Consider the following 14,518-nt stretch of genomic DNA (forward strand, 5'->3'; position numbering starts at 1 on the left):
AGGAGAGCAGCGGGAGGATTTCTTGACCTTCCTTGTGCACTTGTCGGATTATTTGAAAGCTATTAGGAGGTATTATGGCAAACTTGGAGCATACTGCGGCGGTTACTCGCATGCAGACATTTATTGAAAAACATTTAGATGAAGAGATCACGCTACATGCTTTGGCACAGCAGGCCGGCTATTCGCCATGGCATTGCGCCAAAATGTTTAAAGAATACACAGATAAATCACCGTTTGAATACATTCGCAAGCTGCGGTTATCCAAGGCGGCTTTGGTTTTGCGTGATGAGGATCTGCGAGTGGTGGATGTTGCTTTGGATTTTGTCTTTGATTCTCATGAAGGCTTTACACGAGCTTTTCGTAAACAGTTCGGTGTTACTCCGAAGGCTTATCAAAAGAAGACACCGCCAATCCCTTTATTTACCCCATATCCTGTGGAAAGCTACTATTTAATGGGAGAGGAACGTACTAATTTACCTCCATTATCGAAAAATCTACATGTTCGCCTTATCGAGTTTCCAGCGCGTAAACTGATTCTATTACGAGGCAAGAACGCTAAATCTTATATCGAATATGCACAGGAAATCGGTTGTGATGTCTGGGGAATTCTTGCCAGTATCAAGGAAGCATTGTATGAACCAGTAGGACTTTGGTTACCGGAAAGGATGCGAACGGAAGAAACATCTGTCTATGCTCAGGGTGTAGAGGTTCCAGTTGATTATCAAGGGCTTATTCCAGAGGGCTTTGATGTAATTGATCTGTCTGCTTGTACGATGTTGCTGTTTCAAGGTGATCCGTATGATGAAGTACGTTTTGATGAAGCAATTGAAGCAATGATGGAGCAGATCAATACATATGATCCTAGTATAAATAATTGTCAGTGGGCAGAAAAAGAGGGACCACGGATTCAATTAGAGCCGCAGGGTTATCGAGGGTATATCGAAGCACGACCAGTTTATCTTAACTAAAAATCAAACGCTTTCGAAGGCTTTAAAGAAAAAGCTTAAATACTTTTTCTCGTACTATATATGAAGGAAAAAATCGGGAGGATTTTTTGTCAACCGTTGAGCTAAAAAATCAGTCGAAAGTCTGAGGCGCGCCCCTACCCGAATGCTATAATTAGCTCAATCACAAATAACAAATAAATCAGAAAAAGGTTGGGATAAAAATGAAACGAAGAGGTTCAGGTATCATTGTTGGGATTGTCGTGATCGCTCTGGCAATCGGAGCATACTTGGTAACGACATATAACTCATTGGCTTCAGCAGAAAACGATGTGGACGCAAAATGGTCGCAGGTGGAAAATGTGATGCAACGCCGGGCAGATTTGATTCCCAATTTAGTAAACAGTGTCAAAGGTAGTATGAACCATGAAGAAAAGATCGTTAAAGAAATTACAGATGCTCGGAAGGCATACAACAATGCCAAGACACCATCGGAAAAAAATGACGCAAACAATCAAATTGATCAAAGCTTAGGTACGATGGTGAACGTGATTCAAGAAAGTTATCCAACACTAGCTTCTAATGAAAATGTAAAAACCTTGATGGTCCAGCTAGAAGGTACAGAAAATCGAATCTCTGTTGAACGGAAAAACTATATCGAACAAGTCAATGACTACAACCAAAGCTTGGTTCGATTCCCTAGAAATATGGCAGCGAAGGTATTAGGATTTGATAAAAAGGCGAACTTTAAGGCTGATGAAGGTGCGAAAGAAGTCCCAGACGTCAGTTTTGAATAAGAATGGGTGAGAAAAAATGAAGAGGGAACAGCGTGCTTCAGGGGAACGGCTCCATCAGGAGGTTGTTGAGAACTATCGCAAGGTACGTAAACGTAATGGGGTCTTTTCCCTAATTTTAATTGTTGTATTGCTAGTCAGCGGGTTTGGCTTGTTTAATCTCTTTACGAACAATGGCTATGGAGATAAAAAGGCGGCCTATGATCAGCAATTGACGAAGTTGAATCAGGAACGAGAAGACATTTTGTCTGGTAAAAAAGTGACAGTTAACAAATCCTTCAAAACAGCTTTGAATGATAATTTGGCGAACTTGAAAGAGTATCCGAAGAAAGCCAACAATTATGATGTGGCAATTGAAGAAACGGATGGTCATTTGACCATTAATAAGAACAATATCTTTGTTTCTGACAACGCTAATATGCTGAGCCAGAAAATGAAGGAAAAAATTTATCAACTAAACAAACAATTAGCAGCAAGTACTAATGGTGCGCAATTAGAAGTGGTTACGATCCCGGAATTGCCCCGTGGAGAAGATATTGAATCGTATGCCAATAAGATCTTCAACCAATTAGGTATTGGGGATAGGAATGAAGACAATGGTGTTTTATATTTAATCGCCTTGGACGAACGAGAATTTCGTTTAGAAGTTGGCTATGGTTTAGAAGGTCTGATTCCTGATGGTAAAGCCGATGACATTATTAATAATGATGATGTAGTGGATGCCTTCAAGGATGAGGATTACGATACAGGGGTCAGCCAGGTTGTGGATGAAGTATTCGGAATTATGAATACGAAGACGGCTTTAGTGGATTCGCAAATTGAAAACGTCGAAAGTCAGCGGACAAAATTGATGTTCTTCCACTGGACAGGAGTAGTAGTTTTAGACTTGCTGGTCTTTGTCAGTCTATTATTAGTAGTAAATTTATTGAGGGCTCGTGTTTTTCTCAAAGAAAACTATAAAAAGTATCAAACGGAAACTACTTCGATTACTGGTGAAGATGAGATGCAACGGGTCGTTAAACATACGGAACTCTACCACATTTTATTAAGCGGTTTGCTGATTGGAATGTCAGTAAAAGGTGTCAATCGTGCGATTGTTCAAGGAAGATTGTTGCGAAATCCTTCTGCAGAAAAGAAAATGTTCGGTCGGATATTAATCGGCGATACGTTATACTCTGGTAACGGCGATATCCTGACAACGGCTTATCTAGCATCGAATTATAACTCTGATAATTGGTCCGATAATAATAATAGCGGATCAGGCGGTGGCTCCTCATGGGGGTCCTTCGGCGGCGGTTCATCCGGCGGCGGGGGCGCTTCTGGTGGCTGGTAAGTGAATAGGATTGAAGAAAACGTGAGGGGATTCCTCACGTTTTTTTTCGCTAGCCTTTAACTAGGGTACTACTGCGAGTCTGGCTTTAAAAAAATTCGCAAAGTCCCTTTGATGGATTTGCGGATAATTTTTATGAATGATTGGGATATTTTCTGCTTTATGAACGCTTCCTGACTATAATGAAAGTGAGGCGTTTTATTTTTTGTCCGTTGCAACGGTCAAAAACGAGTGAAGCGTTTTCTTTCTGACAGGTTATGATAAAAACAAGAAGGGGAGGTTGATAGCCATGGGAGCAAAGAAAAATCGTGAACAAAGGCTGTTACTACTTCTAACGAAACGACATGATTACATCACGTCCGAGGAATTGGCGGAGCATCTAGAAACTTCGCAAAAAACAATTTATCGCCTAATTAAAAAAATCAACGAAACACATGGCGAGGGACTGATCCAGTCAGAAAAGGGGCGAGGCTACAAATTAAACTACGAAAAATATATCAGCCAAGCAAACATTCAACCCAGTCAGCGCAGTCAATATTCTCCGCAGGAGCGTAGAAATCGTGTGATGGAGGAGCTACTGCTTTCATCGCCGAATGCGAAGAATGTTTACGACCTGTTTGAAGATTATTATGTTGGCGAGTCAGTCATTTTCAGTGATGAGCAAGTGATCGCTGAACACCTGCAGCGTTACGAGTTGAAATTGGAACGCAAGCAGCGGACATTGGCGATTTTAGGGAAAGAGGCGAATCTGCGGCGAGCGATTGCTGATTTGATTCAGGTGCATAATATCATTGAAATTGATGAACTGAAGCATCATTCAGAGCTGAACTTCAATAATTATGATGTGCTGTTTATCTTAGACCAGCTGAAGTTGATTGAAAAGCAATTGCAATTGACGATCCCGTATCCCTATAATGTCAATATTTTTTCTCATTTGTATATTTTGATCAGCCGTTTGCGTAAGGTTCATAGGCTTCCGAACGAAGAAATGAGTCCGCTTTCTAAAAAGGATCAGGAACGTTTGGAGCAAGACAAAGCACTTTATCAGGTTGCTAAGTCTTCAATTAAAAATGTTGAAAAGTATTTGCACAATGAGCTGCCAGAGTCAGAGGTTTACTATCTTTATCAATACTTAGCCTCATCGCGGATGCAAGGCTCGTTAAGTAAAGTAACAAAATTTTCTTCAAAGGTCGTGGAAATCACCAATACTTATCTGGATAGCATGAGTCAGCGGCTGAATATCTCTGCGAAAGGCGATTCGATCTTTCTTGATTTAGCGAATCACATCAAGCCTATGCTTAATCGCTTGGAACATGGCATTCATGTAAAAAATAGTCTATTGGATCAGATTAAAATGACCTATGAAGCCATCTTTTCAGATGTCAGTGATGTTTCTGATGAGGTCAGTCAGCGTTTTGAACTGCCGAAGATCAACGAAGACGAGAATGGCTTTATCACTTTGTATTTCGCACGAATCATTGAAACGAACCAATTACCAATTCGTACGGTGATCATGTGTACGACAGGTGTCGGTACTTCAGAGCTGCTGCGAGTCAAGATCGAAAAGAAATTTCCTGAGCTGGAGATTGTTGATGTCGTAGCTTCAAGGGATGCAAAGCATTTTACGGAAAAATATCCAGGCGTCGATCTGATTTTAACCACGATCAGTGTCAGCGATATGATCCCTATTCCATCCTTGTTAGTCAGTGCAATGTTCACACGCGATGATCAAACCCGACTACAAAAGAAAATCGAGGCGATTTATGATGAACGATAATTTTTTTCAAGTTTTCTTGGACCAGCCATTTAAAGACAAAGCACATGTGCAACGTTTTATTGCGGAGTTCGCTAATCCAGTTGAGGCGGAAGAATTGATTGATCTGTTGCAGCAGCGGGAAAAAGTCGGGAATACCATGATCGCGGAGCATGTAATCTTGCCGCATTTAGAAAGCCCGAAGATCAAACAAAGTCAGGTCCTACTGATCCGTTTAGCAGAACCGATTGATTTTGACGAGAAGACACCGGCAGTCCAGCTGATAATTACTATTCTATTGAAGAGTAACGAGAGTCAAGAAACTAAGAAGAAAATTGCCCAATTCACACGGCGCTTAGCAGACGATGATTTTATCGAACAATTACTAAGTCTTGAAAATGAACCGGCAATTTACCATATTTTATAGGAGGAATAAATAATGAAAATCGTTGGAGTAGCAGCATGTACAGTGGGAATCGCCCACACCTATATTGCGCAAGAAAAACTAGAAAACGCCGCAAAAAAAGCGGGTTGTGAAATGAAAGTAGAGACGCAAGGAACGATTGGGATCGAAAATGAATTAACGCAAGAAGAGATTGATCAAGCGGATATCGTAATCTTGGCAATCGATGTAAAGATTTCCGGAAGAGAACGTTTTGACGGCAAACGAATCATTCAAGTACCGACAGAAATCGCCGTTAAGTCACCAAATAAATTGATTGAAAAAGCCCAAGAGGTTGTTGCTCAAAAGGTTTAGGGGGAATTGAAATGGAAGTTAAGGACATTGTGGATTTAGACATCGTCAAAACCAATATGACCGCTAAGACCAAGGATGATGCCTTGAATGATCTGGCGAATCAGTTATTGAGGAATGGCTATATCTCTGAAGTAGAAGGGTTTATCAAAGATATTTATGCACGGGAGGCGGAAGGCCAAACGGGTATTGGAAATTATATCGCGATCCCTCATGGAAAAAGCGCCTATGTCAACAAGATCGGCGTGGCGATCGGGATCAATCAAGAGGAAATTCCTTGGGAAAGTTTAGATGGCAAAGGCGTGAAGGGGATCATTCTCTTTGCGGTGGGTAATGACAATGACGGAGCGACCAATCATTTGAAATTATTGTCGCTGTTTGCCAGAAAACTGGGGAACGACGAAGTGGTTGGCAATCTGTTGCAGGCGAAAAAGCCAGAAGATGTTGTTGAAGCATTCGCTTAGTTAAATGGAGGAAGAAAAATGAAAAAAATTAAAGAGTTAAATCTTAAAGGACACTTATTGACGGCGATCTCTTATTTGATTCCGATCGTCTGTGGTGCCGGCTTCTTAATCGCCATCGGAATGGCCTTTGGCGGTTCAAGTCAGGATGCATTGGTTCAAGGGAAATTTACAATTTGGGATGCGTTGGCAACGATGGGCGGTAAAGGCTTAGGCTTACTGCCAGTCGTGATTGCGACGGGTATCTCCTATTCAATCGGCGGCAAACCAGGGATCGCTCCCGGGTTCATCATTGGTTTGACAGCAAATGCTATCGGTGCTGGTTTTATCGGCGGAATCTTAGGTGGTTACTTAGCAGGTTATCTAGTATTAGCAATTTTAAAATATGTGAAATTACCAAATTGGGCAAAAGGGTTAATGCCAACGCTGATCATTCCATTCCTAACCTCGATCATCGGCGGCTTGATCATGGTCTATATCATTGGGGCACCAATTGCGGCATTAACATCATTATTAACAAACTTCTTGGATGGTTTAGGCAATTCTTCGTTATTAGTATTCGGTGGTGTGATCGGTCTATTAAGTGGTGTTGACTATGGCGGTCCGATCAACAAGACGGTTTTCGCTTTTGTATTGACGATGCAAGCAGAAGGATTGAACGGTCCGATTACTGCTTTACAGTTAGTGAATACAGCAACACCAATTGGATTTGGCTTGGCCTTCTTCATCGCAAAATTATTTGGCAAAAATATCTACACGAAATTAGAAGTTGAAACCTTGAAGTCAGCGGTCCCAATGGGTGTGATCAATATCGTTGAAGGAGTCATTCCGTTAGTTATGAACGATATCGTGCGGGGTGTCGTAGCAACAGCTATCGGTGGTTTTGCTGGTGGCGCAACAACAATGATCTTAGGCGCAGATGCGACCGTTCCGTTTGGCGGAGTACTGATGATCCCGACAATGTCGAGACCATGGGCAGGTGTGATCGCGATTTTAGTAAACGTGGTCGTAACAGCAGTTGTCTTAGCCGTAATCAAGAAAAATGTGACAGAAGAAGATGCAACGATGCAGGTTGAAAAAGAAGAAGAGGACATCAACCTAGAAGATATTCAAATCTTTTAGTCCGGAAAGAGTGGCGACACATGAAAAAAGTAGAATTCTCCCCATCACTAATGACGATGGATTTAGATAAGTTTAAAGAACAGATCACCTTTTTGAATGACAAGGTAGATTCTTATCATATTGATATTATGGACGGGCATTATGTCCCGAACATTACCTTATCTCCTTGGTTCATTGAAGAATTGCGGAAAATCACCACGTTGCCGATGTCGGCACATCTGATGGTGACAGACCCAAGTTTTTGGGTACAGCAGCTAATAGATTTGCAGTGTGAATGGATCTGTATGCATGCAGAGGTGTTAGATGGTTTAGCCTTTCGTTTGATTGATCAAATTCACGACGCCGGTTTGAAGGCTGGGATCGTGTTGAATCCTGAAACACCGATTGAAACGATTTTCCCTTATATCGAGCTGGTTGATAAGGTTACGATTATGACGATCGATCCGGGCTTTGCTGGCCAACGGTTTATTGAAAGCACCTTGGATAAGATCGTGGCGCTCCGCGAATTGCGTGAAGAAAAAGGATACGATTACGTGATCGAAATGGATGGTTCCTCCAACCGTAAATCCTTCAAACGGATTGATGCAGCCGGGCCAGATATTTATATCGTAGGTCGCAGCGGACTCTTTGGTTTAGACGAAGATATCGCTAAAGCTTGGGAGATCATGGTTAAGGATTATGAAGAAATGACCGGTAAAAAGCTTAGTTATGCAGAAGTAAACTAACGATAAAAATCTTGTAGCTGTAAAAGCTTCAAGATTTTTTGTTTATACAGAAGCAGTAAGTTGGTCTTTTGTGATATAGTATACAATAATGTAAACGGTTTAAAAGGATGGAGGAATGTGATGGAATATCGGGGACCTATGCTGGTAGTGAAGGATATGGAGCGGTCAAAAGCATTCTATCGTAAGTTTTTAGAGGTGGATATCGTTTCTGATTTTGGCGAGAATGTGACCTTCAATGGCGGCTTGTCATTACAAACGGAGGAATCGTGGATTCGATTTACTGGCTGTGAGAAAGAGTCATTCAACTATCAGAATAATACGGTAGAGTTCTATTTTGAAACGAAGGACTTTGATGGGTTTATCGAGCGGACAAAGGAAGAAGAGTTAGATTTTTTACGAGACGTCGCTACGATGGAGTGGGGGCAAAAGGTTGCTTGCTTTTATGATCCAGATAAGCACGTAATCCAAGTCGGAGAAGATCTGACGGTCATGGTGAAGCGTTTGGCTGCTGATGGAATGACTGTGGAGGAATTAGGTGAGAAGACCTTCCTTGGAAAAGAAATGGTTGAAAACATGTTAAATAGTTAAAAAGTTGAAGGCAGATAATTCTGAACTGCCTTCAACTTTTTTTATTTAAACGCTGTGTTGTCCAATTTTCATATAGAAAAGCAAATGAATTGGTCGGAGCCTGAAGACTAGCCTCTAGCATTTGTGCTAAAGCCGTTAGCTTCATTTGTACTTCTTGATCGGTCCAAGTAAATAACCCGGGATCGAGTAAAAAAATAATCGGTGACAGTAAAATTTCCGCTAGCTGTTCGGGATGTTCACAGACAAAGACGTTTTCTTCGACTCCTTGCTGCAAAATTTCACTAACGATTGGCGCAAGACGTCCCATGATAAAGGCCATCGATTTCTGATGGATCGCGGCATTTTGCGGTTCATGCAACGCACTATCGATTGTCTGATCGACAGCGGTGCTGCGATAAAAATACAGTAATAGCTTTATTTTTTCTAAGGCCGGAGCCTCGACAGCGGCTAATTTTATCCGACAGGTTTCAATCACGTGATTGTATTGGCGTTCAACTAAGGCATCTAAGACTTCCTCTTTACTTTTGTAATAATAGTAGAGACCACCTTTTGCGATCCCCGCTTTTGTGGCAATATCCTGAACAGAAGCAGTACCGGCAGTTCCTTCGTAAAGCAGTTCCTGCAAGGCATCTAAAATTAACTCTCGTTTACTCATCACATCGACCTCCAAAAATAGTATAGCATATTAAGTTGACCATCGTTCAAAAAGTTGTTATGATGGAATTGTTGAACGGTGGTCAAAATGAGGGAGGGGTTATTTTGTTAGTGTTAGGTGTATTTATCATCAGTGTGTTGCTACTTGTTTTGATCAGTGTAGGATTACTGATCAAAGGGTTCCTTTATTTGTTTAATCGATTTCGCGGAAGACAGGTCCTATTTGCAACAAAAGGAGTGAGAAGAAGTTTGTTAGGGATGTTGATAGTTCTGGTTTTAGGAATTACCTTAATAGTGATCACTCAGCTGACGGCGGCGACACCGAAAATCGCTAAGGAGAATAGTATCGCAGAGTTGCGGAAGGTTGAATTGAATGGTCGTAAGGAATGGATCAGCATTCGTGGTGAAAACCGCAGCAAGCCAGTACTTCTATTTTTAGCGGGCGGTCCGGGGGGATCACAGCTGGCAGCGACACGTTATGAACTTGCAAAATTAGAAAAGGATTTTATCGTAGTTAACTGGGAACAGCCTGGTTCGGGAAAATCCTACTCAGCGATCCCGCGGAAAAAGTTGACCCCTGAAATTTACGTTGAAGATGGAACGGCTTTGGTTCGTTCGTTGTTAAAAGAGTTCAAGCAGGAAAAGCTTTATCTGTTAGGTGAATCGTGGGGAAGTGCACTAGGAATTTTTATGGCAAAGGAACAACCGGAGCTGTACCATACCTTTATAGGCACCGGACAAATGGTAGCCTTTGAAGAAACGGAGAAAATCGATTACGCGCTGGCGATGAAGCTGGCAAAAGAGAATGGAGATCAAAAGGTCGTGGATACGCTAAGAAAAAATGGCGAACCGCCTTATCACGGAAATTCTGTTACCACCAAAAGCGCGACCTATCTCAACTATCTCAGTCAAAAGATGGCAGGAAATCCTGAGATTCAAAATGGCGGCTTCCAAACGATGCGGGATCTTGCGGCGAAAGAGTATGGCATCTTGGATAAGGTCAATTATCTGCGAGGCATTCTGCAAACCTTCAATCATGTGTATCCGCAACTGTACAATGTAGATTTGCGGAAGGAGTACTCAACATTAGATGTTCCCGTCTATTTTCTACTAGGGAAGCACGATATCAATGCGCCACTTAGCTTAACTGAAGATTACTATCAAAAATTGGACGCTCCCAACAAGGAAATCATTTGGTTTGAACACTCCGGTCACAATCCTTGGATCAACGAACCAGAACGCTTTGTAGAGGCGGTTCAGCAAATTGCCGAAAATAAAAAATAAGACTAGAGCACCCACGAAAAAATCGTGGAGACTCTAGTCTTTTTAATTTTCGAATTGGGCTTGATGCAGTTGATAATAGCGTCCTTGTTTAGCTAGCAGCTCTTCATGATTGCCTTGTTCGACGATATTGCCGTCATTGACGACTAAGATCAAGTCAGCTTCACGAATGGTCGAGAGGCGGTGAGCAATGATGAAGGAGGTTTTGTTCACCATTAAACGACCCATCGCTTCTTGGATTTGTAATTCGGTCTGGGTATCAACATTCGACGTTGCTTCATCGAGAATCAATAATTCGGCATTCAAAAGCATTGCCCGGGCAATTGTCAGTAATTGCTTTTGTCCTTGTGAGATTGCTAAACCATCTTCGGTCATCACCGTGTCGTAGCCCTTTGGCAGTTGTGCAATGAAATCGTGGATGTGAGCGGCTTTTGTCGCTTTGATCACTTCTTCTAACGTGGCATCTACATTTCCATAGGTCAGATTCTCAAAAATCGTTCCGGTAAAGAGCCAAGTATCCTGCAAGACCATCGCATATTGCTTTCGCAGACTGCTGCGAGTCGCTTCTTTGATATTTTGTCCGTCCAAGTAGATTGCACCGCTATCCGGATCATAAAAACGCATCAGCAAATTCACGATTGTGGTTTTTCCGGCACCGGTAGGACCAACAATGGCAACAACGCTGCCGGCAGAAATATCAAAGGATAAATCTTTGATGACCGGTTGATCTGCTTGATAGCCGAAGGAAACATGGTCAAAGCGTACGTCTCCATGAACTTTTTCAAAGACATGAGCATTTTTTACGTCTTGAACTTCAGGGTCTTCATCTAATAGCTTGAAGATTCGTTCAGCCGCGGCAATAGACGATTGCAGGTCACTGAAAATATTTGCTAATTCATTGATCGGACCGGAGAATTTTCGTGAATACAACACAAATGAGGATAGCTTTCCTAATGTTAAGTGACCAAACAGGAATAAAAAGGCACCTAAGATACTGATCAATGACAATGAAACATTATTTATGAAGTTGACAGAAGGACCAGTCATACTGCCGTAATATTCTGCATTGTAATAAGCAGTCATGGCTTCTTCATTCTTCTTGCCAAAGCGGGTGATCATTGTTTCCTCTTGATGATAGACCTTGGTGGTTTGTTCACCGGATAGCAGTTCTTCAGTCAGACCATTTAATTCACCAAGCTTGGCAGAACGTTGTCTAAACAAAGGCTGGAACTTATTGGTTAAGTAACGGGTCAGTAAAATCGACGCAGGCACAGTAACTAAAAAGATCGTCACCATCACTGGCGAGATTACCAGCATCATGACAAAGGAGCCGATAACCGTGACCAGACTACTCAAAACCTGAACGGAGTCACTAGCCAATGAAGTGTTAATCGTATCGATATCGTAGCTCATCCGACTGACGATGTCACCGGTTTGGTGCTGATCAAAATAACCTACGGGCAACGAAACGATTTTCTCAAACAAATCTTTCCGTAAACGAAACGCGATTTTTTGACTCAGAAAGATCATCAATCGTTTGATCCCGTAGCTTAAAATTGCGGAAGCCGCATAGAAAACTACCATCCAACTACAATAGAAGAAAACTTTTTGAAAGGCGACATTGCCTTTGCCAATCTGGATCGCATCAATCGCGTACCCAGACAATAGGGGACCGACTAAAGCAAATAGGTTACTGGCAATCGTCAAGACGATAGCTAAAAACAGCAGCCATTTGAATTGATACAAATATCCCCATAAACGCAGCAGTGTACCTCTGCGTGAGCCTTTATTCTTCAATGGCTTGCCCTCCTGTCTGTCCCTGATAGATTTCTTGATAGGTTGGATTTTCAGCTAATAATTCTTCATGGGTGCCATAACCAATCATTTGCCCTTTATTTAATAGTAGAATTTTATCTGCGTGCTGAATCGAACTGATTCGCTGAGCGATCAAAATCTTGGTGGTATCACCGAAATGTGTTCGCAAAGCCCTTCGTAGATTCGCATCGGTATGATAATCCAGCGCGCTAGAAGAATCGTCTAGGATCAGCAGATCAGGCTGCCCAATCAAAGCACGAGCCAAGAGCACGCGTTGTTTCTGCCCACCACTGAGATTTTGTCCTTTTGCTTCCAAGCGGTGCTCCAGACCATCAGCAAGTTTGTCGATAAATTCTCGAGCTTGTGCATCATCGATGGCTTGCTGGAGTTGCTCTTCTGAAAAGTTACGACCGAACAAAATATTTTCTCGAATCGTATCGGCAAAGAGTACGTCCTTTTGTAGGACAGCACCGATTTTTTGATGCAGTGCATCAAGAGAATAATGTTTGATCTCTTGTCCGTCTAATACTATCTGACCAGAAGTTCGATCGTATAGTCGTAAAATCAGACTGGCGATCGTGGTTTTCCCGCTGCCGGTCGCGCCCATAATCCCTAATGTTTCACCAGGATTTACGCTGAAGCTGATGTGTTCGATCGCATGACCGCCGTCAGGATAAGAAAAAGTCACATCATCAAAGACCAGTTTAGTAGAAGCGGCTTTTCTTTGATCCAATGTACCTGGGACCAAGGTTGGTTTCTTGCGCAATACTTCATTGATTCGATTTGCCGAAGCTAGACCACGAGAATACAGGACAAAGATGCGGGTGATAGAAAGCATCGCGTTCAGGATAATCGTGAAATAGGTCAAGAAGGCAACGATCACTCCTGGCTGAGTCAGTCCGGCATTTACACGATAGGCGCTAACGACAATCACAAGGGTCAAACCTAAGTTTAAAAATAGATCTAACAAAGCTGGAGAAGCAGCCAACGTTACATTGGCGGTTGTTTCCGCATTGACCAACGATTGATTGACGTTTTCAAAGCGCTGGCGTTCGTAGGCTTCTTTTGATAAAGCTTTAATCACGCGAGAGCCTGTTACATTTTCCCGCACCGTCAACACAAGTTGATCAACTTGCTTTTGCAATTTTCCAAATAAGGGCACGCCCTTTTTCGAGATATGCGTCACCATTACAAAGATGATCGGCATCACTGCCACTAAAACTAAAGTCAAAATCGGATCTAAGGTAGTAGTAATCAAGATTCCTCCGGCCAAAAGGATCGGCGCGCGAATTCCCATACGCAGCATAACACCAAGGGTCAAATGAATATTGTAGGTGTCCGATGTTACACGTGAAACTAATGAAGAGACCCCCACATCTTCAATCTGGGTCGTGTCTAGATAGGTGATTTTTTGAAATAGATCGCCGCGAATGTTTTCTGTCGTATCTTTTGCGATCCGTGAGACCATGCGGTTAGCGACGATATTCGCCCATAAGGAAAAAGCGGAAGCTGCCAACATCACACCGCCCCAAAAGAGAATTTTCTTGAGATCTTTTTGCGGAATCACATGATCTAGAATATAGGCCAAATTCCATGGAAGAACCAATTCCATCATGGTCCCCAAAAATTTGATGATAACACCTAACGTGACACGAGAACGGTAGGGTTTTAAATAATTAAGAATTAATTTCATGTTTACTCCTTTTTACACATTTCTCTTTCTGCTTTCTCTACGATCGTTTGCAATTCGGATAATAAGTTCGGTTGCTGTTCAGTCGGAATCTCCGCTAACAGCTTTTGATTCCAGTCTGCTAGGATCGAACGGATTTCTGCTTCGATTGCCAAAGCTTTATCTGTGGGGAAGATTCGTAAACGACGTGCGTCTTTCTCATCGTTTTGTCTCGTAATGAAGCCTTTTTGCTCCAGTTGTGCCAATTGGCGAGCGACATTGCTTTTATTGATAAAGATTTTGCAGGCCAAGGCTTCTTGTGAAATTCCCGGATCGTCACAAATACTTAAGATGTAGGTGTGATGCATTTCCCCTAAGCCCAATTTCTTAAATTCTTTTTCGCGATACAAAGCAGAAAGCCGCGCAATACGATTGATCATTTTTACAAAAGAATCCACCTAATTATTCCTCCTTGGTAGTTACGAATTCGCGTGTAAACAAGCACAGTATAGTATAGAAGAAAAACGTTGCGGGTGCAACGTTTTTGAGCTGTAAATAATTTACATCTCTATTTAAGTAGTGGCAGATGTAATTTTCTGTTGTTTATACACAAAAATTTACGTTCTTT

At 42.0% G+C, this 14,518-nt stretch carries 15 protein-coding genes; 11 read left to right on the top strand and 4 right to left on the bottom strand.

Features of this window, described 5'->3' with window-relative positions; genetic code table 11:
* Positions 1-74 precede the first annotated feature (74 nt).
* From IGI52_RS14565 to IGI52_RS14610, 10 genes are all read left to right on the top strand, one after another.
* Complete coding sequence (locus IGI52_RS14565; protein ID WP_271818488.1) at positions 75-968, top strand: AraC family transcriptional regulator; 894 nt, start codon at positions 75-77, stop codon at positions 966-968.
* Positions 969-1,168: 200 nt separating this feature from the next.
* The gene (locus IGI52_RS14570) at positions 1,169-1,741 is read left to right on the top strand and encodes a LemA family protein (protein ID WP_048717938.1); all 573 of its coding nucleotides are present in this window, start codon (positions 1,169-1,171) and stop codon (positions 1,739-1,741) included.
* Between the two features lie 16 nt (positions 1,742-1,757).
* Positions 1,758-3,071 (top strand): TPM domain-containing protein, encoded by a 1,314-nt coding sequence (locus IGI52_RS14575; RefSeq protein ID WP_438781618.1) that lies wholly within the window; start codon positions 1,758-1,760, stop codon positions 3,069-3,071.
* 286 nt (positions 3,072-3,357) lie between these two features.
* On the top strand, positions 3,358-4,845 hold the full coding sequence (locus tag IGI52_RS14580; protein WP_438781620.1) for a BglG family transcription antiterminator: 1,488 nt from the start codon (positions 3,358-3,360) through the stop codon (positions 4,843-4,845).
* A complete protein-coding gene (locus tag IGI52_RS14585) occupies positions 4,832-5,248 on the top strand; it encodes a PTS sugar transporter subunit IIA (RefSeq protein ID WP_438781621.1) in 417 nt (138 codons plus the stop codon). The genes IGI52_RS14580 and IGI52_RS14585 overlap by 14 nt, the downstream gene beginning before the upstream one ends.
* A 12-nt stretch (positions 5,249-5,260) precedes the next feature.
* Positions 5,261-5,578, top strand: a complete 318-nt coding sequence (locus IGI52_RS14590) for a PTS fructose transporter subunit IIB (protein WP_034877290.1) — start codon at positions 5,261-5,263, stop codon at positions 5,576-5,578.
* Positions 5,579-5,589: 11 nt separating this feature from the next.
* Positions 5,590-6,039: a PTS sugar transporter subunit IIA gene (locus tag IGI52_RS14595; RefSeq protein ID WP_049219910.1), complete on the top strand. Its 450-nt coding sequence runs from the start codon at positions 5,590-5,592 to the stop codon at positions 6,037-6,039.
* Positions 6,040-6,057: 18 nt separating this feature from the next.
* Positions 6,058-7,158 carry a PTS fructose transporter subunit IIC gene (locus IGI52_RS14600; RefSeq protein ID WP_137440364.1) on the top strand — a complete coding sequence of 367 codons (1,101 nt, stop codon included), beginning with the start codon at positions 6,058-6,060 and terminating at the stop codon, positions 7,156-7,158.
* A 20-nt stretch (positions 7,159-7,178) separates the two neighbouring features.
* Positions 7,179-7,883, top strand: coding sequence for a D-allulose 6-phosphate 3-epimerase (gene alsE / locus IGI52_RS14605; RefSeq protein ID WP_438781623.1), 705 nt, complete (start codon positions 7,179-7,181; stop codon positions 7,881-7,883).
* Positions 7,884-8,003: 120 nt separating this feature from the next.
* Entirely contained in the window at positions 8,004-8,471 is a 468-nt protein-coding gene (locus IGI52_RS14610) for a VOC family protein (protein WP_102872092.1), read from the top strand.
* A 31-nt stretch (positions 8,472-8,502) separates the two neighbouring features.
* Here IGI52_RS14610 and IGI52_RS14615 read toward each other — a convergent pair whose 3' ends face one another.
* On the bottom strand, positions 8,503-9,126 hold the full coding sequence (locus IGI52_RS14615) for a TetR/AcrR family transcriptional regulator (protein WP_438781624.1): 624 nt from the start codon (positions 9,124-9,126) through the stop codon (positions 8,503-8,505).
* Between the two features lie 110 nt (positions 9,127-9,236).
* Between IGI52_RS14615 and IGI52_RS14620 the strand changes: the two genes are divergently transcribed.
* A complete protein-coding gene (locus IGI52_RS14620; RefSeq protein WP_438782252.1) occupies positions 9,237-10,409 on the top strand; it encodes an alpha/beta fold hydrolase in 1,173 nt (390 codons plus the stop codon).
* 42 nt (positions 10,410-10,451) lie between these two features.
* On the opposite strand, the gene IGI52_RS14625 is transcribed toward IGI52_RS14620, so the two are convergent.
* The 3 genes from IGI52_RS14625 to IGI52_RS14635 are packed head-to-tail and all read right to left on the bottom strand — an operon-like array spanning position 10,452 to position 14,348.
* Entirely contained in the window at positions 10,452-12,203 is a 1,752-nt protein-coding gene (locus tag IGI52_RS14625; protein WP_438781625.1) for an ABC transporter ATP-binding protein, read from the bottom strand.
* The gene (locus tag IGI52_RS14630) at positions 12,193-13,914 is read right to left on the bottom strand and encodes an ABC transporter ATP-binding protein (protein WP_438781626.1); all 1,722 of its coding nucleotides are present in this window, start codon (positions 13,912-13,914) and stop codon (positions 12,193-12,195) included. Before IGI52_RS14630 ends, IGI52_RS14625 begins: the two co-directional genes overlap by 11 nt.
* A 2-nt stretch (positions 13,915-13,916) precedes the next feature.
* A complete protein-coding gene (locus tag IGI52_RS14635) occupies positions 13,917-14,348 on the bottom strand; it encodes a MarR family winged helix-turn-helix transcriptional regulator (RefSeq protein WP_438781628.1) in 432 nt (143 codons plus the stop codon).
* Positions 14,349-14,518: the final 170 nt, after the last annotated feature.

Source organism: Enterococcus sp. DIV0187, assembly GCF_051713785.1.
GTDB classification, from domain to species: domain Bacteria; phylum Bacillota; class Bacilli; order Lactobacillales; family Enterococcaceae; genus Enterococcus_A; species Enterococcus_A avium.